Source organism: Citrobacter sp. Cf072, from assembly GCF_030334485.1.
GTDB classification, from domain to species: Bacteria; Pseudomonadota; Gammaproteobacteria; order Enterobacterales; family Enterobacteriaceae; genus Citrobacter; species Citrobacter freundii.
In genome coordinates this window covers 70,050-92,460 of record NZ_JAOWDX010000015.1, presented here as the reverse complement: position 1 = coordinate 92,460, position 22,411 = coordinate 70,050, and the positions used below count along the sequence as shown (strand labels likewise).

Below are 22,411 nucleotides of genomic sequence, written 5' to 3'. Positions count from 1 at the left end.
GATTGCAACCTTTCCACAACCGGGTAAAAGATGATGAAAGTATTAATTGTTGAAAGTGAGTTTCTGCATCAGGACACCTGGGTCGGTAGCGCTGTCGAACGTCTGGCTGACGCATTAAGCCGCCAAAATGTTACCGTCATTAAGTCCACCTCATTCGACGATGGCTACGCAATCCTCGCCGCCAATGAAGCCATTGATTGCCTGATGTTCAGCTATCAAATGGAACAACAAGACGAACATCTGAACGTCAGGCAATTGATCGGCAAGCTCCACGAGCGCCAGCAAAACGTTCCCGTATTCCTGCTGGGCGATCGCGAAAAAGCCACCGCATCGCTGGATCGCGACCTGCTGGAGCTTGTCGATGAATTCGCCTGGATTCTGGAGGACAGCGCTGACTTTATCGCTGGCCGTGCCATCGCAGCGATGACTCGCTATCGTCAGCAGTTGTTACCACCGCTGTTCAACGCCCTGATGAAATACAGCAATGTCCATGAGTATTCCTGGGCTGCACCGGGTCACCAGGGCGGTGTCGGTTTCACCAAAACACCTGCCGGTCGACTGTACCATGACTACTACGGTGAGAATCTCTTCCGTACCGACATGGGGATTGAACGTACCAATCTCGGTTCTTTACTCGACCATACAGGCGCATTTGGGGAAAGTGAAAAAAATGCTGCCCGCGTGTTCGGTGCCGACCGTTCCTGGTCCGTAGTGGTCGGGACTTCCGGCTCTAACCGCACCATCATGCAGGCTTGTATGACCGACAACGACGTCGTGGTGCTGGATCGTAACTGCCATAAATCCATCGAGCAGGGGCTGATCCTCACCGGGGCAAAACCGGTGTACATGGTGCCAAGCCGCAACCGGTACGGCATTATCGGGCCTATCTACCCGCAGGAAATGCAGCCTGAAACTTTACAGAAAAAAATCAGCGAAAGCCCGCTGACCAAAGGCAAAGCTGGGCAAAAACCGTCTTACAGCGTTGTGACCAACTGTACCTACGACGGTGTTTGCTACAACGCCAAAGAGGCGCAGGATCTGCTCGCACAAACCAGCGATCGCATCCACTTCGATGAAGCCTGGTACGGCTATGCTCGCTTCAACCCAATTTATGCCGATCACTACGCCATGCGTGGCGCGCCGGGCGATCATAACGGTCCTACCGTTTTTGCCACCCACTCGACCCACAAACTGCTGAATGCGCTCTCTCAGGCATCTTACATTCACGTTCGTGAAGGTCGTGGGGCCGTGAACTTCTCCCGCTTTAACCAGGCGTACATGATGCACGCCACCACCTCTCCGCTGTATGCTATCTGCGCCTCAAACGACGTGGCGGTCTCCATGATGGACGGTAACAGCGGCCTGTCGCTCACTCAGGAAGTGATCGACGAAGCAGTCGATTTCCGTCAGGCCATGGCACGGTTGTACAAAGAGTTCACCGCCGAAGGCGACTGGTTCTTCAAACCGTGGAACAAAGAAGTGGTAACCGATCCGCAGACCGGTAAAACCTATGACTTTGCCGACGCGCCAGCCACATTGCTGGCTACCGATCAGAACTGCTGGGTGATGCGTCCGGGTGAATCCTGGCACGGCTTTAAAGACCTGCCGGATAACTGGAGCATGCTGGATCCGATCAAAGTCAGCATTCTGGCGCCGGGGATGGGCGACGATGGCGAACTGGAAGAGAACGGCGTACCGGCCGCACTGGTTACCGCCTGGCTTGGCCGCCACGGCATCGTGCCGACCCGAACCACCGATTTCCAGATTATGTTCCTCTTCTCCATGGGGATTACCCGCGGGAAATGGGGCACACTGATCAACACGCTGTGCTCTTTCAAACACCACTACGATGCCAATACCCCGCTGGCACAGGTGATGCCAGAACTGGTTGAGGAACATCCTGACACTTATGCCAACATGGGTATTCACGATCTGGGCGACACCATGTTCGCCTGGCTGAAAGAAAACAACCCAGGCAGCCGTCTCAATGCAGCCTACTCCGGTCTGCCGGATGCGGATATTACTCCGCGTGACGCTTACAACGCGATAGTCAGTGACAACGTTGAGATGGTGGCGATTGAAAATCTGGCGGGACGTATTGCGGCAAACTCCGTGATCCCTTACCCACCGGGAATTCCGATGCTGCTGTCCGGTGAAAACTTTGGCGATGCCAACAGCCCGCAAATTGGGTACCTGCGTTCGTTGCAGTCCTGGGACCACCACTTCCCTGGATTTGAACATGAAACCGAAGGAACGGAAATTATTGACGGTGTTTATCACGTTATGTGCGTGAAAGCATAAGGTCTCTTTTTAGATAGTCCGATGTTTAAGGTAGACATGTCATTCTTGAGTAATTCCTGAGTATTGCTGCAAAACAATAACACTGTCATACCTTTTTGCGCGGGACCACCCCGCGCTTTTTTTATACGCAAATAGCATCTTTCCACTTGCGTAAAAAAATGTGTACATAAGAAAAATCCCACCAAACATTGTAATTAATTTCAGACACGTTATTTTATTGCGGTCCTGGTTTCATCATACAATTTCAATTTAGCCGATTTGGCTCATCTGATGTTGAGCTACGGTGTTTTTTCATATTCCTGGAGTTGGGTATGAAGCTTTGCAGCAAAGAAGCTTGTGTTGTTGTATTAACGGAGAAGGATGTTTGGTTAAGGATTAACGGTAAAGACGCCATCAGTTTAAAAGCTAATCATATGGCACTGGTGGCATGCGATAATAATATTATCGATTTTTCATCACTTAATAACGCATTGGTTGTACATATTAGCCGCGATATCATTAAAGACTATCTGCGCTTTTTAAATAAAGACCTTTCACAGATCCCACTCTGGCAACGCAGTGCCAGCCCAGTGATGACCTCAGCGTGTCTGACGCCGGATGTCTTCAGGGTGGCTGCCCAACATAGCGTAATGGACACAGTGAACGAAGCTGAAAGAGAGCGTACGCGCTCGCTACTGTTCACGGTGTTATCACGCTTTCTCGACAGCAAAAAGTTTATCTCTTTGCTCATGTATATGCTGCGCAACTGTATCAGCGACAGCGTTTATCACATTATTGAGAGCGATATACATAAAGACTGGAATTTAAGCATGGTTGCCAGTTGCTTATGCCTGAGTCCTAGTTTGTTAAAGAAAAAGCTCAAAAGTGAAAATACAAGTTACAGCCAAATAATTACCACCTGTCGCATGCGATATGCCGTCAATCAATTACTGATGGACGGCAAAAACATTTCCCAGGTCTCTCAACTGTGTGGATATAACAGTACCTCATACTTTATCTCCGTATTCAAAGAGTTCTATGGGATGACACCTCTGCATTATGTTAGTCAACATAGGGAGCCATCCGCCGCCTGATTTTTAATCAGTTAGCGATAAGCCATAATAATATCAGCATTAGCGATACCCCAGCTCCGTCATCATTAAACAGACTTTTGACGAGGTATGATAAGGCGTCATTTATCCTTATCAGGAGTTAGAAAATATGTCGACGGATGCTGATGCTCACAAAGTGGGCTTAATCCCCGTCACCCTTATGGTGTCGGGGAATATTATGGGTTCCGGTGTATTCCTGCTACCCGCAAACCTTGCGTCAACTGGCGGGATTGCAATCTACGGATGGTTGGTCACGATTATCGGTGCTCTGGCACTGTCGATGGTGTACGCCAAAATGTCGTCCTTAGACTCCAGTCCCGGTGGTTCTTATGCTTATGCCCGCCGCTGCTTCGGTCCTTTTTTGGGCTACCAGACCAACGTGCTGTACTGGCTGGCCTGCTGGATTGGTAACATCGCCATGGTGGTCATTGGTGTCGGTTACCTGAGCTACTTCTTCCCCATCTTAAAAGATCCGCTGGTCCTGACGCTGACCTGTGTCGTAGTACTGTGGATCTTCGTATTACTGAACATTGTCGGACCGAAAATGATCACCCGCGTGCAGGCCGTCGCAACGGTACTGGCGCTGGTACCAATTGTCGGGATTGCCGTCTTCGGCTGGTTCTGGTTCCGCGGTGAAACCTATATGGCGGCCTGGAACGTCAGCGGCATGAACACCTTCGGCGCGATTCAAAGCACTCTGAATGTTACCTTATGGTCATTTATCGGGGTAGAAAGCGCCTCCGTCGCGGCTGGCGTGGTTAAAAACCCCAAACGTAACGTACCTATCGCCACCATGGGCGGCGTGCTGATTGCCGCGGTTTGCTACGTGCTCTCCACCACCGCGATCATGGGTATGATCCCTAACGCGGCGCTACGTGTTTCAGCCTCTCCGTTCGGTGATGCCGCACGCATGGCGCTGGGTGACACCGCAGGGGCAATTGTCTCCTTCTGTGCTGCGGCCGGGTGTCTTGGTTCTCTGGGCGGCTGGACGCTGCTTGCCGGGCAAACCGCCAAAGCCGCAGCCGATGACGGCCTGTTCCCACCGATTTTTGCCCGCGTGAACAAAGCCGGTACGCCAGTGGCCGGGTTAATTATCGTCGGCATTCTGATGACCATCTTCCAGTTCAGCAGCATGTCGCCGAACGCAGCGAAAGAGTTTGGTCTGGTCTCTTCGGTCTCCGTTATCTTCACCCTGGTGCCGTATCTGTACACCTGCGCCGCGCTGCTGCTGCTCGGCCATGGTCACTTTGGTAAAGCACGCCCGATGTACTTACTGGTGACCTTTATCGCCTTTGTCTACTGCATCTGGGCGGTTGTCGGTTCCGGAGCCAAAGAAGTGATGTGGTCGTTCGTCACGTTGATGATCATCACCGCGCTGTACGCACTGAACTACAACCGGATCCATAAAAACCCGTATCCACTGGATGCCCCGGTAAACAATAACTAACACCAACAATCGTCGTGGCCCGATGGCGTAAGTTCATCGGGCCAACGTTCTCCCACCGCTCTTCGAAACATCAACATTAAGAACTTAAGGTTGGCTTAATTTTACTTTGAGAGGATTTGCGCCACATAGTCGATGGAACCCCCTTAATGTTAAAGCTCTTGTTTAAAAGGCCCACTCTCGGGCTAATCAGCTGGCTTCTGCTGATCTCATTTTATCTTGCGACCTTCCTGAACATTGCGTTCTATAAACAAGTGCTGCAAGACCTGCCTCTGGACTCTGTGCGTAGCGTGCTGGTGTTTTTATCAATGCCGGTGGTCGCGTTCAGCGTCATGAACATTGTGCTGACACTGGCCTCATTCCTGTGGCTTAATCGCCTGGTGGCGTGCATTTTCATTCTGGTTGGCGCATCGGCCCAATATTTCATCATGACCTACGGCATCATCATCGACCGCTCAATGATCGCCAATATGATGGACACCACCCCCGCCGAAACCTTTGCTTTGCTGACGCCACAACTGCTCATCACGCTCGGAGTGAGCGGCATTCTGGCCGCACTTATTGCCTGCTGGGTAAAAATCAAACCGATCACGTCTGTCATGCGCAGCATACTGTTCCGTGGCGCGAACATTCTGATCTCCGCACTGCTGATCGTGCTGGTCGCTGCGTTCTTCTATAAAGATTACGCTTCACTGTTTCGCAACAACAAAGAACTGGTGAAATCCCTCAGTCCATCCAACAGCATTGTGGCGACGTCATCCTGGTATTCACACCAGAGGCTGGCCCACCTGCCGCTGGTACGCATTGGCGAAGATGCACACCGCAATCCGTTGATGGTGAAAGAAAAGCGTAAGAACCTGACGATTGTGGTTCTCGGCGAGACTTCACGTGGCGATAACTTCTCGCTGTCAGGCTATTCGCGCCAGACCAACCCACTGCTGGAAAAAGATAATGTGGTCTATTTCCCCCGCACAACGTCCTGCGGAACGGCAACGGCAGTATCAGTACCCTGCATGTTCTCGGATATGCCACGCGCGCACTACGACGAAGAACTGGCGCAGCATCAGGAAGGCGTGCTCGACATTATTCAACGGGCGGGAATTAACGTTCTGTGGAACGATAACGACGGCGGCTGCAAAGGGGCTTGCGACCGGGTTCCACACCAGAATATGACTATGCTGAACCTGCCGGGGCAGTGTATTGACGGTGAATGCTACGATGAAGTCCTGTTCCACGGGCTGGAAGAGTACATTAATAACCTGAAAGGCGACGGCGTGATTGTGTTGCATACCATCGGCAGCCACGGTCCGACCTATTACAACCGCTATCCTGCGCAGTTTAAGAAATTTACGCCAACCTGCGATACCAATGAAATCCAGACCTGTTCACAGCAACAGTTGGTCAATACTTACGACAACACTATTCTTTACGTTGACTATATTGTTGATAAAGCAATCAATATACTGAAAGAGCACCAGGATAATTTTACCACCAGCCTGGTCTATCTTTCCGATCACGGCGAATCCTTAGGAGAAAATGGCGTCTATTTGCACGGCCTGCCGTATTCGATTGCACCTGATACGCAAAAACATGTGCCGATGCTGCTGTGGCTCTCCGAGGATTATCAGCAACGCTATCAGGTCTCTCAGACATGTTTGCAAAAACGGGCAAGCTCAGAAGATTTCTCACAGGATAATCTCTTCTCAACCCTGCTGGGATTAACGGGCGTACAAACACAGAAATATCAGGCGGCGGATGATATTCTGCAACCCTGCCGGGGAGGCTAAACGAATGAAAATCCTGATTGTTGAAGATGATACGTTGTTATTACAGGGACTGATACTCGCCGCGCAAACAGAAGGCTATGCCTGCGACGGCGTATCAACGGCCCGCGCAGCGGAGCAGTGTCTGGAGACCGGACATTACAGTCTGGTGGTCCTCGACCTGGGCTTACCGGATGAAGACGGCCTGCACTTTCTGAACAGAATCAGACAGAAAAAATACACCGTGCCGGTACTTATCCTCACCGCCCGCGACACGGTGAAAGACCGTGTCAGCGGACTGGACGTGGGTGCTGATGACTATCTGGTCAAACCGTTCGCACTGGAAGAACTGCATGCCCGCATCCGGGCGCTGCTGCGTCGGCATAACAATCAGGGTGAAAGTGAACTCATTGTCAGCAACCTGACGCTGAATATCGGTCGGCGCCAGGTGTGGATGGACGGGCAAGAGGTTATCTTAACGCCGAAAGAATACGCACTCCTGTCACGCCTTATGCTCAAAGCGGGCAGCCCAGTACACCGGGAAATTTTGTATAACGACATCTACAGCTGGGATAACGAACCGTCGACCAATACGCTGGAAGTGCACATTCACAATCTGCGCGACAAAGTCGGAAAATCTCGCATCCGCACGGTCAGGGGATTTGGCTATATGCTGGTTGCCACTGAGGAAAGCTAAGTGAAGCTGCTGCAATATCTAAAACAACCGCTCCCGCTTCGTCATCGCCTGATGCTGACGATTGGTCTTATTCTGCTGGTCTTTCAGCTGATTAGCACTTTCTGGTTGTGGCATGAAAGTACCGAGCAAATACAGTTATTCGAACAGGCATTGCGCGAAAATCGCAACAACGATCGCCACATCATGCATGAGATCCGCGAGGCCATCGCCAGTCTGATCGTCCCCGGCATCTTTATGGTCAGCCTGGCGCTGCTGATTTGCTACCAGGCAGTGCGACGTATTACTCGTCCGCTGGCAGATCTGCAAAAAGAGCTGGAGGCGCGGGCAGCCGATAACCTGACCCCGATTGAAATTCACAGCTCAACCATTGAGATCCAGGCGGTTGTCTCCGCGCTCAACGACCTGGTAACGCGGCTAACCAGCACGATTGAAAACGAACGCTTATTTACCGCCGATGTCGCTCACGAACTGCGCACACCGCTGTCAGGCGTGCGCCTGCATCTGGAATTATTATCCAAAACCCATAAGGTCGACGTTTCGCCGCTAATTGCCCGGCTAGATCAAATGATGGACAGCGTATCGCAACTGCTGCAACTCGCCCGCGTCGGACAGTCGTTTTCGGCCGGGAGCTACCAGCATGTCAAGCTGCTGGAGGATGTTATTCTGCCCTCCTACGATGAACTCAGCACCATGCTGGACCAACGTAAACAGACGCTGCTCCTGCCACAAAGCGCGGCGGACGTTGTCGTGCCTGGTGATGTTACGCTGTTGCGGATGCTACTACGAAATCTGGTGGAAAACGCGCATCGTTACAGCCCGGAAGGCACCCATATTACGATTAGCCTGAACACAGAGCATGATGCCGTCCTTGCCGTTGAAGATGAAGGGCCGGGCATTGATGAAAGTAAATGCGGGGAGTTGAGTAAAGCGTTTGTGCGTATGGACAGCCGCTTTGGCGGAATTGGACTGGGGCTGAGCATTGTCAGTCGCATCACCCAGTTACATCAAGGGCATTTCTATTTGCAAAATCGCCAGGGAGCCAACGGCACTCGCGCATGGGTGGAATTGGCGAAAATTCAGTAAGAGCTCACCCATACATACAAAAAGCTGCTGACGATCAGCAAACTGCACACGGTGGTCAAACTTTCATAAATACGGGTTTTCATGACACTCTCCTCCGAAACTATGGAGGAGAGTTTGCCTGAAGGATATTAAGCCAACCTTAAGGCCACGCGCCGGATGGCGGCAGACGCCTTATCCGGCCTACAAAGTACAATGCTACCCGTAGGCCTAAAATCTGCGTGCCATCAGGCAATGACACGATTACTCATCAATACGCGGATGCTGCTGCACCAGACGCGTGCGCTTAACCTGTAGTTCAGCAATTTCCTGATCGATATCTTCGATTTTCTGTTCAATGTTATCGTAGTGTTCGCCGAGGATCTCTTTCGCTTCCTGAATATCCGAAGCGGCAGGCGTGGCCCCTTTCAGCGGCTGATTGGCGGTCTCTTTCATGGTCACGCCGGTAATTAAACCAACCACCGCAATCACCATCAGATAATAAGCAGGCATCATCAGATTCTGCGAGCTTTCCACCAGCCATGCGGCCAATGTCGGAGTCAAACCAGCAATCAATACCGAGATATTAAACGCGGCGGCCAGTGCACTGTAGCGAATATGCGTCGGGAACATCGCCGGTAACGTTGACGCCATCACCCCGGTAAAGCAGTTGAGGATCACCGCCAACATCAGCAACCCGGCGAAAATCAGACCGATAACATTACTGTTAATCAGGATAAATGCCGGAATCGCCAGCACAAACAGCGCAATACTGCCCATGATCACAAACGGACGGCGCCCGAAGCGGTCGCTGAGCAACCCCATAATCGGCTGCACAAACAGCATACCAATCATGATGGCGATAATAATCAACACACCGTGGTCTTCGGAGTAATGCAGGTTATGCGACAGGTAGCTCGGCATATAGGTGAGCAGCATGTAGTAGGTGACGTTGGTAGCAATCACCAGACCAACACATGCCAACAAGCTGCGCCAGTGCTTAGTCGCAATCTCTTTAAACGAAACCTTCGGACCTTCCTGTAGACCCTGACGATCGCCCTGCTCCAGTTTATCCACGTGCTGCTGGAACGCCGGCGTCTCTTCCAGCGCATGACGCAGGTACAGACCAATCAGCCCTAACGGTAGCGCCAGGAAGAACGGAATACGCCAGCCCCAGTCAAGGAAATTTTCCTCGCCGACGACGGTTGAAATCAGAACCACCACGCCCGCACCCAGCACAAACCCGGCAATCGAGCCGAAGTCCAGCCAACTGCCCATAAATCCACGCTTACGGTCCGGCGAATATTCCGCGACAAAAATCGACGCCCCGGTGTACTCTCCGCCGACCGAGAATCCCTGTGCCATCTTACACAGCAGTAGCAGAATCGGCGCCCAGATACCAATTGAGGCATACGAGGGAATAAGACCGATACAGAAGGTACTTATCGACATAATCACAATGGTGATAGCCAGTATCTTCTGACGACCGTATTTATCGCCGAGCATACCGAAGAACAATCCGCCAAGCGGTCGAATCAGAAAGGGAACAGAGAAGGTAGCGAGTGCAGCAACCATCTGCACGCTGGGGTCAGCCCCCGGGAAGAACACTTTACCTAATGCGTAAGCAACAAATCCATAAACACCAAAATCGAACCATTCCATCGCATTACCTAACGACGCTGCGGTAATGGCTTTTCGCAATTTACCGTCATCAATGATGGTAACGTCGCGCAGCGTTATCGGTTTTATTTTTTTCCTTTTTAGCATACTCGTCCTCATAGACTTAGCCCTGTCACGCTCCAGTTCGAGTCCCCCAACGCCCATGCGTCAAGGTCATCACCGAGCGGGGAACGCACAGGCGCATTCCCTGTAACAAGCGTAGCAGGTTTACTTACACTGACGAGAAACGCACAGTACAACCGAACCTGTTGACGCCTGATTGGGCGGTTAATGACCTCTTTACCCTAACAGCGTTTAAATTTGTGATCAACTTCACATATAGTTTTTCATTTCGTCAACATGCGTAAATTAGGTCATTCTTAGTCATCTTTTTTACATGTAACGCTTGTGATTTACTGACAATTAAATACAAGAATAAATCGCTTTATTGCACCAACAATCACAGCGGTCATTATTATTCTGCTAGCAAAAAAAACACCTAATCCCTTCACAAAAAGATCACAGCTTTTTTAATAATCAGAGCGACCGGGAACTTTTGCTCGGAATATGTGATGAAGATAACTAAAACATCGTTTTATTTTGATTGAATCAACGTTCCCATGAATGCAAACTAATTCCAGACGCAATATCCCTGGGAGCAGCAACACGCTCAACGTATGCCGCGTTAGATTTTATAAAACAAAGAGATAGCGATTTTCTTTGTTAAGAGAAACCAGTAACCATTTGAATTTATTAATTTTTACCCTCTTGCGCTAGTGTTAGCGGCGACAAGACATGAGGACGTTTATGAAAATTAAAGCCACGATTGAACGCATCCCCGGCGGAATGATGTTGATTCCTCTGTTATTAGGCGCAGTGTTAAATACGTTAGCTCCGGATACCGGTGCGTATTTCGGTTCGTTTACCAAAGGAATGATCAGCGGAACGGTACCGATTCTGGCAGTGTGGTTTTTTTGTATCGGCGCATCTATTGATTTACGGGCAACCGGCACGGTATTACGCAAGTCCGGTACGCTGGTAATAACCAAAATAGCCGTGGCGTGGGTAGTGGCAATGATTGCGGCTTCATTTATTCCTGATACCGGTATTCAAACCGGGTTCTTTGCAGGCCTCTCAGTTTTGGCAATTGTCTCCGCAATGGACATGACCAACGGTGGTTTGTACGCCAGCCTGATGAACCAGTACGGCACCAAAGAAGAGTCCGGCGCATTTGTGTTGATGTCTCTGGAATCCGGCCCGTTGATGACCATGGTCATCCTCGGCTCCGCGGGTCTGGCCTCCTTCGAGCCACACCATTTTATCGGCGCGGTATTACCGTTCCTGATTGGCTTTACATTAGGCAACCTGGATCATGACCTGCGTTCTTTCTTCAGCAAAGCCACACCGGTGCTGATCCCGTTCTTCGGCTTCGCATTGGGTAACACCATTAACCTGAGCGTAATCGTTGATACCGGTCTGCTGGGTATCTTGCTGGGTGTCGCGGTTATCGTCATCACCGGTATCCCGCTGATTATTGCAGACCGTGTTATTGGTGGCGGGAACGGTACGGCAGGCGTGGCAGCCTCTTCAGCAGCAGGCGCTGCGGTGGCAAACCCGGTGATTATCGCCCAGATTAACCCGGCGTTCGAACCGGTTGCCGCATCCGCTACGGCGCTGGTTGCCGCCAGCGTAATTGTCACCGCCATTCTGGTGCCGATTATCACCGCGCTGTACGCCAAACGTTTTAATAAAAACCTGGTCGCCAACGAGACGGTGGCCACCCCGGCAGACTCTCTGCACCACTAACTCTGTCTTAGCCCCACTGACCGTCCCTGCTCAATTGATGAGTAGGGACGGTGCAAAAATCTCCTCAACCATCGCATCAGCCAGTCGTTTCGCCGAACACAATCGCGGCATTCCTAACGCCACATTTTGCCAACGCTGCGTCACCGACCAGCTCACCGGATGACGCTGCGCATCGCACCAGTCGCCTAACCAGCTCAGCATATCGTTATACTCGCCCGATCCGCCGACAACTGGCGTGCTGAGCCAATGATGATAGTAATGACGCGTAGCAGGCGCCGCATTCACGTTGTCCGCCAACGCCTGAGCGGCCATGGTTCGCAGGTTGTCTTTTAGCATTAACACCACATCGGCATTCGCTAACCGGCAGGCGTCACCGAAGGCTCCCCAGCGCAACTCCTCCAGCGCAACAAAACAGCGTCCAGGTAACGACCAACCGTCATATGCGCCAGCCCGCCAGCGGGTAAAAATTTGTTCGCTGTGTTCGCCCGCCTGAACCGTCAGGCCACGCTGGGTCAGCGCCTTCTCTTTATACGCAGCGCGTTGGGTAAACCAGTCAGTCAGTGAATTTATTTGTTGTAAAAGACCAGGGGTTGAAAGCCCACGCGGGTGTTCGGTTTGTTGTAAAAACCTCAGCCCTTCGGCAATACGCACCAGCGCCAGATGGCCTGGGTCGATCATGCCCGCCAACTTCTCTACCAGCTTAAGACGCATCACCAGATGCTCGCTGGATACTCCCGCCATCACCCACGCCCGTAGTTGTGTCTGGGATAACACCTCCTGCGTCAGACGCGCACGCAACCGCTGCTGCTGTTGCAGAAAACCGCCGGAACGTTTGGTTTCATCTCCCTGAACCAGATCGACCATAAACTTCGGGTAGACACACTCCAGCGTCCTCCCGGGGCCTTCCAGTAAAACGTTAGTCATGTGTGCTCGGTTGCAAAAAGGGTATTGATATCGTCACGCAGCAAACGGGAATCTTCATAAAGCCATGCCGCAATCGTAATGCGCTGCTGCAATTGCTCATTCATTGCATTCACCGCGGATTCATTTTGTTGGCGTAGCGTCAGACTCTCACTCAGGCTCGCCTGCAATTGCGCCAGACACAGTGAAAAATCTGCAAAAAACGTGGCCATGCCTGCCGTAACGGAAATATCGACCTGAGCAACTAAAGCTTTACGAATTTGTTGGCAAAACTGGGAGACATACTGCACAAGGTTCTTATGCAAAGCGCCCATATCAATGAGATAACGCGTTTTTGTTTCGACGTAATCATTCCATCCCCAGTTGGGTTGATTTAGCCAACGAGAGAAAGTGTCACGTACCGCACCACCAGTAGACGGCGCATTTTCTGCCGGAATATCCTGCTCAATGGCCTCGTTAAACAATTGGCGGGTATTGAAATTAAACATCGCTGTATGGAACGCTGGAAAACGGATCCGCGCACGAAAACCGGCGTGGTTTAGCTCCTCTTTCACCCTTTGCTCAATTGGCCGCATCGCGTCATTTAGCGCCCGGGAGAGTGTCGACTCAAGCTGTTCAAAACGCAGGGCTAAGTCACGGCTGATGCTTTCCTGCGCCGCCAGCAATACCCCCTCACAGGACGAGCGAATTTTATCTAACACAATTTTCGCCTGCCCTTCATCGTGCAGCACCAGCATTTCTCCGGCCATTTCTGCCGAGGAGACGCCAGCTCCCAGGCTATGTTGTGACATCATCAGGACGTTTTCTTTGACAAAGAACGTGTTGATACCGCAAAGAATCTCGGTTTGTTGCTCTCTGAGATAGGCTGCAGCAGCTTCCAGCGCCAGTTCTACTTCATGGCTGACTTCATCGCTCACCCGCCCCTGGCTCACTTCTAACTGCTGCATATCCTCTTCAATATGCGTGATGTTCAGCCGCAGTTCGTCATAGGCGACCGTTAACCCGTGGGCACGAAACTCCAGATATTCGTGCACGCTTTGCGCATAGTTCAATAACTTATGTGACGCTGAGCGTAGCGCATACAGCGATGCATTGGCGTAAGCGGCGTGAATCACTTTCTGGATAGGCTGTTCAAACAGCGAGTCTTCCCACAACAGGTCGGCGGCATGACGGATATGCTCCGTATCTTCAAGATCAGTGGTGCGCCAGCGTCTGCCAAGCGCCGCTTCGGCAAAATCCTGCACCCAACGTTGCACCTGATGATCCGGCAGTCGCCCACGGGCCGTCAGCTCATGACGCGCCCTGTTTGCCAGATAGCCCCACATTGAGGAAACCGGATAGATTCTTTCAGGGGCAATGCCACCTTGCATCAACGTGCCAGAAATCAACGCCCGCACCTGCTCTTCATCGTCACTGTTGCGGTCTTTCTGATCGAACTTGTTCACCAGCGCATACAGCGGTACTGACTTGCCAACCGCCATAATCGCCTGACGCACTTCCTCATCAGAAATAGATTTCAATTGGGTGTAATCCAACACTGCCAGCACCGCAGAGGCCCGTACCAGCTGTTCATTAAGCATTTTTTGTAAGTGCGGTTGTCCCGCCTCGTTCGGCCCCGGCGTATCCAGCAACGTTAATTGCCCTGGGTAGCTTGCTTGTCCGGCCAAATGGACAAACTCAACCTCAATAACCGGAATATGCTCAATCGCGGCATAGGCAGCAAAAGGAAAATCAACATCCAATGCTTTTGACAGGCGCACCAGGTCGTTCAGACTTTTAAGGCAATGGAAAATAGGCTGTGCGCCAAGATAATACCGTTCAAATGCCACGCCGGTTTCAATATGCTGCAGCAGGACATTCATATCCTTGTCAATTTCCAGGGTCTGCGTAAGACGCTGGCGATCGCACTCGCGCACACGCTGCTGTAAAACCTTCATTAAGGCATCAATCGGCGCGACATGTGAAAAATGCAGGACTGGCTCTTTCTGCCCCGGCGTATGACGAATTAGCGTTGGTAACGCCGTCATGGGGCGATTACGATTAGGTAAAACTTCTGTCCCTACAATCGCGTTAATCGTCGTCGATTTTCCCGCTTTCATCGTGCCAACAATCGCCAGCACCATTTCCAGACGCGTAATCTTGCGCAACTCATTATTGAGCGTTGCTTGCTGGACATCCATGCCACGCGCGCTGAAGTGCAGGGGCTGAACAACCTGACTGCCATGCTCTCCTTGTTTTAGCGCGACATCATCCAACGACGTCATGGGCAATTTTTGCAATTGCCTGAGATGTTCAAGCGAGAGCATCAGCAAGCGTTCCGCTTCCTGACTTAATTCATATATTGTCTGTGTGTGCATGGAAAATCTTTCCTTAACGCAAATAGCATTGCTTTTATTTAGCCCAATCGTTTTATTTATAGATTTTTTGGCTTTTATAATTACGTGTGGAAATAATTAAAATCAAAACAACCAATTGATATTATTAAAATAAGTTTGGCGTACAACCGCTGGCCTGAAACCTCTCACTTATGTAATAAGTAAGAAAGATAAACAGCGTAGTTCAGTTTTAAAAAATGCCAGCTTAATCCCCCTACTAAAATTAAGGGGGATTGAGATATTCAATCACAATGACTTAGACATCCGCAGGCGATGTTACCTATGAATATCAGATATTTCGCCTCACCTTATCTTAAATAACCTGACGTAGCAATTTCCCTTAAAAAATATTACCCCATACTTTCATTGAGGTAAAAGCAAAGGGTCTTTACAGCAGATCATTTGCGTAATCACGCAGTAGTCCCGACAAAAGCAGGGATTTTATGTATAATTGCGGCCTTTTTCGGCAATCTGCCATTTTTTGGGCGCATTTGCCCCTGCTGACTTTTGAGGAAATCCACATGTCATTACCACACTGCCCACAATGCAACTCCGAATACACTTACGAAGATAACGGCATGTTCATCTGCCCGGAATGCGCGCACGAATGGAACGATGCTGAACCGGCACAGGACAGCGACGAACTGATCGTTAAAGATGCCAACGGCAACCTGCTGGCCGACGGCGACAGCGTTACCGTCGTGAAAGACCTGAAGGTAAAAGGTAGCTCTTCCATGCTGAAGATCGGTACCAAAGTGAAAAACATTCGCCTGGTTGAAGGTGACCACAACATCGATTGCAAAATCGATGGCTTTGGCCCAATGAAGCTGAAATCTGAGTTTGTGAAAAAGAACTGATGCAAATTGCCTGATGGCACTACGCTCATCAGGTCTACACCAGCTCATCTGCCAGGCGGGAAGCTCATACTTCCCGCCTGGTTTATTTATGCAGACGATAACTACACTTAACTGGTTTCTTTTACCTGAGGTAAAGATTATGCCGTTAAGTCCCTATATCTCCTTTGCAGGCAACTGCGCTGACGCTATCGCCTACTATCAAAAAACGTTAGGCGCTGAACTGCTCTACAAAATCAACTTCGGTGAAATGCCCAAATCGGCGCAGGATAGTGAAGATGGTTGCCCTTCAGGCATGAAATTCCCCGATACCGCCATTGCCCACGCCAACCTGCGCGTTGCGGGCAGCGACATCATGATGAGCGATAGCGCCCCGGACGGAAATGCTCACTACTCTGGCTTTACGCTAGTGCTCGACACGCAAAACGTCGATGAAGGCAAACGCTGGTTTGATAACCTGGCAGCAAACGGAAAAATCGAAATGGACTGGCAGGAAACCTTCTGGGCCCACGGTTTCGGTAAAGTGAGCGACCAGTATGGCGTGCCGTGGATGATCAACGTCGTCAAACAACAGCACCCCCCTACAGAGTAATCCAACGGGAGGCCAGCCCTCCCGTACTGTCATCAAATAGCGCTCAACTCTTCATCATCGAGTAACTATCCCTTAACGAAAACGTCACATTGATCCGCCACGATGGGGCCACTTTTTTAGGGAGGCCGCAGCATGCAAACGATTATTCGCGTCGAAAAACTCTCCAAGTCCTTCAATCAACATCAGGCGCTCAATGCGGTTGATCTGAACATCTGTTCCGGTGAGATGGTGGCTCTGCTTGGGCCGTCCGGCTCCGGCAAATCCACCCTTTTACGTCATTTAAGCGGCTTGATCGTCGGTGATAAATCACCCGGTAGCCGCGTCGAGCTGCTGGGCCGCACCGTTCAACATGAAGGCCGCCTGGCGCGCGATATCCGCAAAAGCCGCGCCCACACCGGCTACATCTTCCAGCAGTTCAATCTGGTGAACCGCCTGACAGTGCTGGAGAACGTCCTGATTGGCGCGCTCGGCAGCACGCCGTTCTGGCGCACCTGTTTTAGCTGGTTTACCGCTGAGCAGAAACAGCGTGCATTACAGGCGCTGACCCGCGTGGGCATGGCGCATTTTGCATACCAGCGTGTTTCCACGCTTTCGGGCGGACAACAGCAGCGCGTCGCAATCGCCCGCGCGCTGATGCAGCAGGCCAAAGTGATCCTTGCCGATGAGCCGATTGCCTCACTGGACCCGGAATCCGCACGCATCGTGATGGACACCCTACGCGACATCAACCAGACCGACGGAATCACCGTGGTCGTCACGCTGCATCAGGTGGATTACGCCCTGCGCTACTGCGAACGCATCGTCGCGCTGCGCCAGGGCAACGTCTTCTTTGATGGCAGCAGCCAGCATTTTGATAACGATCGTTTTGACCATCTTTACCGCAGCATGAACCGCGTCGAACAGAACGCGCAGGCTGCATAGTTCTAAAAAACCAGGCGTTATTGGCGCAGCCAGGCTGGAGACGGCCAGCGCGGAAAAACCGGAGCGTACACGCAGTACGTGAGGATTTTGAGCACTGCCCGGATTCAGGCTGGCAAGTGAAATAGCCTGGAACAATGACTAATTAAGGAAACGACATGAGCTATAAGACAGTTGCCGCGCTGGCTTTCACCAGCATGTTTAGCGTCAGTACCTTGTTAAGCCCGGCGCATGCCGAAGAGCAAGAAAAAGCGCTGAACTTTGGCATTATTTCGACCGAGTCACAGCAAAACCTGAAGCCGCAGTGGGAACCGTTCCTGAAGGACATGGAAAAATCACTGGGCGTGAAAGTGAACGCCTTCTTCGCCCCGGACTACGCCGGGATCATCCAGGGCATGCGCTTTAACAAAGTGGATATCGCCTGGTACGGCAACCTCTCGGCAATGGAAGCGGTGGATCGCGCTAACGGGCAAGTGTTTGCCCAGACCGTCGCCGCCGACGGATCCCCGGGTTACTGGAGTGTGTTGATCGTTAACAAAGACAGTCCGATCAATAACCTGAACGATCTGATCGCCAAACGTAAGGATCTGACCTTCGGCAACGGCGATCCCAACTCAACGTCAGGCTTCCTTGTTCCCGGCTACTACGTCTTTGCCAAAAACAACATCTCCGCGAGCGATTTCAAACGCACCGTTAACGCCGGACACGAAACCAACGCCCTGGCCGTCGCCAACAAGCAGGTCGATGTCGCCACCAACAACACCGAAAACCTCGACAAGCTGAAAACTTCCGCGCCGGAAAAGCTGAAAGAGCTGAAGGTGATCTGGAAGTCACCGCTGATCCCGGGCGATCCGATCGTCTGGCGTAAAAACCTCTCCGAAACCACCAAGGACAAGGTGTACGACTTCTTTATGAATTACGGCAAAACGCCGGAACAGAAAACCGTACTGGAACGCCTTGGATGGGCACCGTTCCGCGCCTCCAGCGATCTGCAACTGGTGCCGATTCGCCAGCTGGCACTGTTTAAAGAGATGCAGGGTGTGAAGGACAACAAAGGGCTGAACGAGGAAGAGAAAACCAGCAAAACCTCGGCGTTGAAAGCGCAGCTCGATGACCTTGACCGTCTGACCGCCGCACTGGGCGCTATGACCAGCGTCACCAAAGCGGTGCAGTAACCCTGGTGCCCGGTGGCGCTTCGCTTACCGGGCCTACGGTGTTTTGTAGGCCGGATAAGACGCCTGCGCCGCCATCCGGCAATAACCTATGCACGGAGCTAAACATGCAAACCATCACCGTCGCCCCGCCCAAACGTAGCTGGTTCTCGCTGCTGAGCTGGGCCATTCTGCTCGCCGTACTGGTGGTCTCGTGGAAAGGTGCCGAAATGGCTCCGCTCACGCTGATCGAAGATTCCGGCAATATGGCAACCTTCGCCGCCGACTTCTTCCCACCGGACTTCAGCCAGTGGCAAGACTATCTCGGTGAAATGGCCGTCACCCTGCAAATCGCCGTCTGGGGGACTGCCCTCGCCGTGGTGCTATCGATTCCCTTCGGCCTGATGTGCGCCGATAACCTGGTGCCGTGGTGGATTTACCAGCCGATGCGCCGCCTTATGGACGCCTGCCGCGCCATCAATGAAATGGTCTTCGCGATGCTGTTCGTGGTCGCCGTCGGGTTAGGGCCATTCGCCGGGGTGATGGCACTGTTTATCCACACCACAGGGGTACTCTCCAAGCTGCTTTCCGAAGCGGTAGAAGCCATTGAGCCGGGTCCGGTAGAAGGTATTCGCGCCACCGGAGCCAACAAAATTGAAGAGATTCTGTACGGCGTTCTGCCACAGGTCATGCCGCTGCTTATCTCCTACTCACTGTATCGCTTTGAATCCAATGTTCGCTCGGCCACGGTAGTCGGCATGGTGGGCGCAGGCGGTATTGGCGTGACCTTATGGGAAGCGATTCGCGGCTTTCAGTTCCAGCAAACCTGCGCCCTGATGGTGTTAATCATCGTCACCGTCAGCCTGCTGGATTTCCTTTCCCAGCGTTTGCGTAAGCACTTTATCTGATTAGCGAGGCATTGATTGCTATGCACTTGTCTACACATCCGACCAGTTATCCAACGCGTTATCAGGAAATTGCCGCGAGACTTGAGCAGGAGCTACGTCAACATTATCGCTGCGGTGACTATCTGCCCGCCGAGCATCAGCTTGCCGCGCGCTTTGACGTAAACCGTCACACTCTGCGCCGCGCCATTGACCAGTTGGTTGAACGCGGTTGGGTTCAGCGTCGCCAGGGAGTCGGCGTGCTGGTGCTGATGCGCCCGTTCGATTACCCGCTTAATGCCCAGGCACGCTTTAGTCAGAACCTGCTGGACCAGGGCAGCCACCCCACCAGCGAAAAACTGCTGGCGGTGCTGCGTCCGGCCTCCAGCCACATTGCCGATGCGCTCAGCATAAACGAGGGCGATAACGTGATTCACCTGCGCACCCTGCGCCGGGTTAACGGGATCGCACTGTGCCAGATCGACCACTATTTTTCCGACCTCACGCTGTGGCCGCTGCTGCAAGGCTTCAACAGCGGTTCACTGCACGACTATCTGCGTCAACAATCCGGTCTGACGCTGCTGCGCACGCAAACGCGCATCAGCGCCCGCCGCGCGCAGGCCAAAGAGAGCAAGGTGCTGGAAATCCCCAATATGGCGCCGCTGCTGTGCGTGCGCACCCTGAACCACCGTGAAGGCGAAGAACACGCGGCGGAATACTCCGTCAGCCTGACCCGCGCCGACATGATCGAATTCACTATGGAGCACTGAATGCATTTCGATACCGCCACCCGCCAGCGCTGGATGCGCGCCCTGGCTTACAGCAATGCCGATGCCCTGAACGCCCGTATCAACGCGCTCAAACTGACGCCGGACTATGAACTTATCCGCGCACCGGAAAGCGGACTGATGCAGATCCAGGCCCGTATGGGCGGTACCGGTAACCGCTTCTTTGCCGGTGACACCACGCTTACCCGCGCAGTGGTACGCCTGAAGAGCGGCACGCTGGGTTACAGCTACCTGCTGGGACGCAACAAACAACATGCCGAGCAGTGCGCGGTGATTGACGCGCTACTGCAGGAACAAACGCATTTCCAGAACCTAATGGAAACCTTAATTGCCCCGCTGGAAGCGGAACGCGATGCGTTGATTAACGCACGCTGTGCCGAAGTCAACGCCAGCCGGGTCGACTTCTTCACGCTGGTACGCGGAGATAACGCATGACCTTACAGACCGCATTTAATTTACCCGTTCAGGATGCTCAGCAGAGCTTTCGTCGCCTGCTGAAAGCCATGAGCGAACCGGGCGTAATCGTCGCCCTGCATCAGCTGAAACACGGCTGGCAGCCGCTGGGTCTGGCGACCACCAGCGTGCTGCTGACCCTGGTCGATGGCGACACGCCGGTCTGGCTGGCGCCGTCGGTGGATAACGATATCGCCCGGCAGAACCTGCGTTTTCACACCAACGCGCCGCTGGTGGATCAACCACAGTTGGCGGCCTTTGCCGTCGCCGACGAACGTATCAGCAGCGAACAGCTTAACGCCCTCTCCGCCGGTTCAGCCGTCGCACCAGAAACCAGCGCCACGCTGATTGTGCAGGTCTCTGGCTTAAGCGGTGGACGCATGCTGCGTCTGACCGGCGCGGGCATCGCCGAAGAGCGCATGATCGCGCCACAGCTCCCGGAATGCCTGATTCACGAACTCACCGAACGCCCGCACCCGTTCCCACTGGGGGTCGATCTGATCCTCACCTGTGGCGAACGCCTGCTGGCTATTCCGCGAACCACCCATGTGGAGGTGTGCTGATGTACGTCGCCGTCAAAGGGGGCGAAAAGGCGATAGCCAACGCCCACGCCCTGCAGGAAAACCGACGCCGGGGCGATGAGACCATTGCTGAACTGAGCGTGGCGCAAATCGAACAGCAGATGAACCTGGCCGTTGATCGGGTGATGACCGAAGGTGGCATCGCTGACCGCGAACTGGCTGCACTGGCGCTCAAACAGGCCAGCGGCGATAACGTCGAGGCCATCTTTTTGCTCCGCGCCTACCGCACTACGCTGGCAAAGGTAGCTGTCAGCGAACCGGTTAACAGCGCAGAAATGCGTCTTGAGCGCAGAATCTCCGCGGTCTACAAGGATATTCCCGGCGGGCAGCTGTTGGGGCCAACCTATGACTATACCCATCGCCTGCTGGATTTTACCCTGCTGGCGAACGGTGAAGCGCCGCCGCTGCGCACCGCTGAGAGCGAACAAGATGCCTCCCCGCACGTCTTTTCCCTGCTGGCGAACCAGGGCCTGGCAAAACGTGAAGAGGATGATGGCGCGACACCCGACGACATCACCCGCACGCCGCCGGTTTACCCCTGCTCACGCGCTTCACGTCTGCAACAGTTGATGCGCGGTGACGAGGGATATTTGCTGGCGCTGGCCTACTCCACCCAGCGCGGCTACGGGCGCAACCACCCGTTTGCCGCCGAAATCCGTAGCGGCTATGTGGCACTGGAAACCGTACCGGAAGAGCTGGGATTTGCGGTGAACGTCGGCGAACTGCTGATGACGGAATGTGAAATGGTCAACGGTTTTGTCGCGCCAGAAAATGAATCCCCCCATTTTACCCGCGGCTACGGGCTGGTGTTCGGTATGAGCGAACGTAAAGCGATGGCGATGGCGCTGGTGGACCGCGCCCTACAGGCAGCCGAATACGATGAAACGGTCACAGGACCGGCGCAGGATGAAGAGTTCGTGCTGGCGCATGCGGATAACGTCGAGGCGGCGGGTTTTGTTTCGCACCTCAAACTTCCCCATTACGTCGATTTCCAGGCCGAACTGGAACTGCTCAAACGCCTGCAACAGGAGGCCACCCGTGACCACTAACCTCTCCGGCTACAACTTTGCCTAT

At 52.8% G+C, this 22,411-nt stretch carries 20 protein-coding genes; 16 read left to right on the top strand and 4 right to left on the bottom strand.

Features of this window, described 5'->3' with window-relative positions; genetic code table 11:
• Nucleotides 1-33 precede the first annotated feature (33 nt).
• From adiA to pmrB, 6 genes are all read left to right on the top strand, one after another.
• Nucleotides 34-2,301 carry an arginine decarboxylase gene (gene adiA / locus OGX66_RS01320; RefSeq protein ID WP_008321469.1) on the top strand — a complete coding sequence of 756 codons (2,268 nt, stop codon included), beginning with the start codon at nt 34-36 and terminating at the stop codon, nt 2,299-2,301.
• Nucleotides 2,302-2,612: 311 nt separating this feature from the next.
• On the top strand, nt 2,613-3,374 hold the full coding sequence (locus OGX66_RS01315) for an AraC family transcriptional regulator (protein WP_044702149.1): 762 nt from the start codon (nt 2,613-2,615) through the stop codon (nt 3,372-3,374).
• 127 nt (nt 3,375-3,501) lie between these two features.
• Entirely contained in the window at nt 3,502-4,839 is a 1,338-nt protein-coding gene (gene adiC, locus OGX66_RS01310; RefSeq protein ID WP_003031853.1) for an arginine/agmatine antiporter, read from the top strand.
• 146 nt (nt 4,840-4,985) lie between these two features.
• Nucleotides 4,986-6,623, top strand: a complete 1,638-nt coding sequence (eptA, locus tag OGX66_RS01305; protein ID WP_185229306.1) for a phosphoethanolamine transferase EptA — start codon at nt 4,986-4,988, stop codon at nt 6,621-6,623.
• Between the two features lie 4 nt (nt 6,624-6,627).
• The gene (gene pmrA, locus OGX66_RS01300) at nt 6,628-7,296 is read left to right on the top strand and encodes a two-component system response regulator PmrA (RefSeq protein WP_016155408.1); all 669 of its coding nucleotides are present in this window, start codon (nt 6,628-6,630) and stop codon (nt 7,294-7,296) included.
• Nucleotides 7,297-8,379: a two-component system sensor histidine kinase PmrB gene (gene pmrB, locus OGX66_RS01295; RefSeq protein WP_003841135.1), complete on the top strand. Its 1,083-nt coding sequence runs from the start codon at nt 7,297-7,299 to the stop codon at nt 8,377-8,379.
• On the opposite strand, the gene pmrR is transcribed toward pmrB, so the two are convergent.
• Nucleotides 8,373-8,462: an LpxT activity modulator PmrR gene (gene pmrR, locus OGX66_RS01290; protein WP_008321468.1), complete on the bottom strand. Its 90-nt coding sequence runs from the start codon at nt 8,460-8,462 to the stop codon at nt 8,373-8,375. The two genes, pmrB and pmrR, sit on opposite strands and share 7 nt — an antisense overlap.
• 157 nt (nt 8,463-8,619) lie before the next feature.
• Nucleotides 8,620-10,122, bottom strand: coding sequence for a glycine betaine/L-proline transporter ProP (gene proP, locus OGX66_RS01285; RefSeq protein WP_044702152.1), 1,503 nt, complete (start codon nt 10,120-10,122; stop codon nt 8,620-8,622).
• Nucleotides 10,123-10,821: 699 nt separating this feature from the next.
• On the opposite strand from proP, the gene kdgT reads away from it, so the two are divergent.
• The gene (kdgT, locus tag OGX66_RS01280; protein ID WP_003841132.1) at nt 10,822-11,820 is read left to right on the top strand and encodes a 2-keto-3-deoxygluconate transporter; all 999 of its coding nucleotides are present in this window, start codon (nt 10,822-10,824) and stop codon (nt 11,818-11,820) included.
• Nucleotides 11,821-11,850: 30 nt separating this feature from the next.
• Here the strand turns inward: kdgT and OGX66_RS01275 are convergent, their stop codons facing one another.
• Nucleotides 11,851-12,744, bottom strand: coding sequence for a diguanylate cyclase regulator RdcB family protein (locus tag OGX66_RS01275; RefSeq protein WP_044702154.1), 894 nt, complete (start codon nt 12,742-12,744; stop codon nt 11,851-11,853).
• Complete coding sequence (crfC, locus tag OGX66_RS01270) at nt 12,741-15,098, bottom strand: clamp-binding protein CrfC (RefSeq protein ID WP_270936182.1); 2,358 nt, start codon at nt 15,096-15,098, stop codon at nt 12,741-12,743. The genes OGX66_RS01275 and crfC overlap by 4 nt, the downstream gene beginning before the upstream one ends.
• 539 nt (nt 15,099-15,637) lie before the next feature.
• Here crfC and OGX66_RS01265 point away from each other — a divergent pair.
• From OGX66_RS01265 to OGX66_RS01225, 9 genes are all read left to right on the top strand, one after another.
• Nucleotides 15,638-15,973: a zinc ribbon domain-containing protein YjdM gene (locus OGX66_RS01265; protein WP_003031835.1), complete on the top strand. Its 336-nt coding sequence runs from the start codon at nt 15,638-15,640 to the stop codon at nt 15,971-15,973.
• 139 nt (nt 15,974-16,112) lie between these two features.
• Nucleotides 16,113-16,562, top strand: coding sequence for a VOC family metalloprotein YjdN (gene yjdN / locus OGX66_RS01260; RefSeq protein WP_106107969.1), 450 nt, complete (start codon nt 16,113-16,115; stop codon nt 16,560-16,562).
• 132 nt (nt 16,563-16,694) lie between these two features.
• Entirely contained in the window at nt 16,695-17,483 is a 789-nt protein-coding gene (gene phnC, locus OGX66_RS01255; RefSeq protein ID WP_003841124.1) for a phosphonate ABC transporter ATP-binding protein, read from the top strand.
• Between the two features lie 155 nt (nt 17,484-17,638).
• A complete protein-coding gene (gene phnD, locus OGX66_RS01250; RefSeq protein ID WP_003031828.1) occupies nt 17,639-18,655 on the top strand; it encodes a phosphonate ABC transporter substrate-binding protein in 1,017 nt (338 codons plus the stop codon).
• Between the two features lie 104 nt (nt 18,656-18,759).
• Nucleotides 18,760-19,539 carry a phosphonate ABC transporter, permease protein PhnE gene (gene phnE / locus OGX66_RS01245; RefSeq protein WP_003841119.1) on the top strand — a complete coding sequence of 260 codons (780 nt, stop codon included), beginning with the start codon at nt 18,760-18,762 and terminating at the stop codon, nt 19,537-19,539.
• Between the two features lie 20 nt (nt 19,540-19,559).
• Entirely contained in the window at nt 19,560-20,285 is a 726-nt protein-coding gene (gene phnF / locus OGX66_RS01240) for a phosphonate metabolism transcriptional regulator PhnF (RefSeq protein WP_044702161.1), read from the top strand.
• Complete coding sequence (phnG, locus tag OGX66_RS01235) at nt 20,286-20,738, top strand: phosphonate C-P lyase system protein PhnG (protein ID WP_003031825.1); 453 nt, start codon at nt 20,286-20,288, stop codon at nt 20,736-20,738.
• Nucleotides 20,735-21,319 (top strand): phosphonate C-P lyase system protein PhnH, encoded by a 585-nt coding sequence (gene phnH / locus OGX66_RS01230; protein ID WP_003841109.1) that lies wholly within the window; start codon nt 20,735-20,737, stop codon nt 21,317-21,319. Before phnG ends, phnH begins: the two co-directional genes overlap by 4 nt.
• Nucleotides 21,319-22,386 carry a carbon-phosphorus lyase complex subunit gene (locus OGX66_RS01225; protein WP_061549240.1) on the top strand — a complete coding sequence of 356 codons (1,068 nt, stop codon included), beginning with the start codon at nt 21,319-21,321 and terminating at the stop codon, nt 22,384-22,386. The genes phnH and OGX66_RS01225 overlap by 1 nt, the downstream gene beginning before the upstream one ends.
• Nucleotides 22,387-22,411: the final 25 nt, after the last annotated feature.

Excerpts from the sequence above, each read along its gene's own strand:
- adiA (WP_008321469.1), top strand. The coding sequence starts at position 34 with ATGAAAGTATTAATTGTTGAAAGTGAGTTTCTGCATCAGGACACCTGG.
- OGX66_RS01315 (WP_044702149.1), top strand. The coding sequence starts at position 2,613 with ATGAAGCTTTGCAGCAAAGAAGCTTGTGTTGTTGTATTAACGGAGAAG.
- adiC (WP_003031853.1), top strand. The coding sequence starts at position 3,502 with ATGTCGACGGATGCTGATGCTCACAAAGTGGGCTTAATCCCCGTCACC.
- eptA (WP_185229306.1), top strand. The coding sequence starts at position 4,986 with ATGTTAAAGCTCTTGTTTAAAAGGCCCACTCTCGGGCTAATCAGCTGG.
- pmrA (WP_016155408.1), top strand. The coding sequence starts at position 6,628 with ATGAAAATCCTGATTGTTGAAGATGATACGTTGTTATTACAGGGACTG.
- pmrR (WP_008321468.1), bottom strand. The coding sequence starts at position 8,462 with ATGAAAACCCGTATTTATGAAAGTTTGACCACCGTGTGCAGTTTGCTG.
- proP (WP_044702152.1), bottom strand. The coding sequence starts at position 10,122 with ATGCTAAAAAGGAAAAAAATAAAACCGATAACGCTGCGCGACGTTACC.
- kdgT (WP_003841132.1), top strand. The coding sequence starts at position 10,822 with ATGAAAATTAAAGCCACGATTGAACGCATCCCCGGCGGAATGATGTTG.
- OGX66_RS01275 (WP_044702154.1), bottom strand. The coding sequence starts at position 12,744 with ATGACTAACGTTTTACTGGAAGGCCCCGGGAGGACGCTGGAGTGTGTC.
- crfC (WP_270936182.1), bottom strand. The coding sequence starts at position 15,098 with ATGCACACACAGACAATATATGAATTAAGTCAGGAAGCGGAACGCTTG.
- OGX66_RS01265 (WP_003031835.1), top strand. The coding sequence starts at position 15,638 with ATGTCATTACCACACTGCCCACAATGCAACTCCGAATACACTTACGAA.
- yjdN (WP_106107969.1), top strand. The coding sequence starts at position 16,113 with ATGCCGTTAAGTCCCTATATCTCCTTTGCAGGCAACTGCGCTGACGCT.
- phnC (WP_003841124.1), top strand. The coding sequence starts at position 16,695 with ATGCAAACGATTATTCGCGTCGAAAAACTCTCCAAGTCCTTCAATCAA.
- phnD (WP_003031828.1), top strand. The coding sequence starts at position 17,639 with ATGAGCTATAAGACAGTTGCCGCGCTGGCTTTCACCAGCATGTTTAGC.
- phnE (WP_003841119.1), top strand. The coding sequence starts at position 18,760 with ATGCAAACCATCACCGTCGCCCCGCCCAAACGTAGCTGGTTCTCGCTG.
- phnF (WP_044702161.1), top strand. The coding sequence starts at position 19,560 with ATGCACTTGTCTACACATCCGACCAGTTATCCAACGCGTTATCAGGAA.
- phnG (WP_003031825.1), top strand. The coding sequence starts at position 20,286 with ATGCATTTCGATACCGCCACCCGCCAGCGCTGGATGCGCGCCCTGGCT.
- phnH (WP_003841109.1), top strand. The coding sequence starts at position 20,735 with ATGACCTTACAGACCGCATTTAATTTACCCGTTCAGGATGCTCAGCAG.
- OGX66_RS01225 (WP_061549240.1), top strand. The coding sequence starts at position 21,319 with ATGTACGTCGCCGTCAAAGGGGGCGAAAAGGCGATAGCCAACGCCCAC.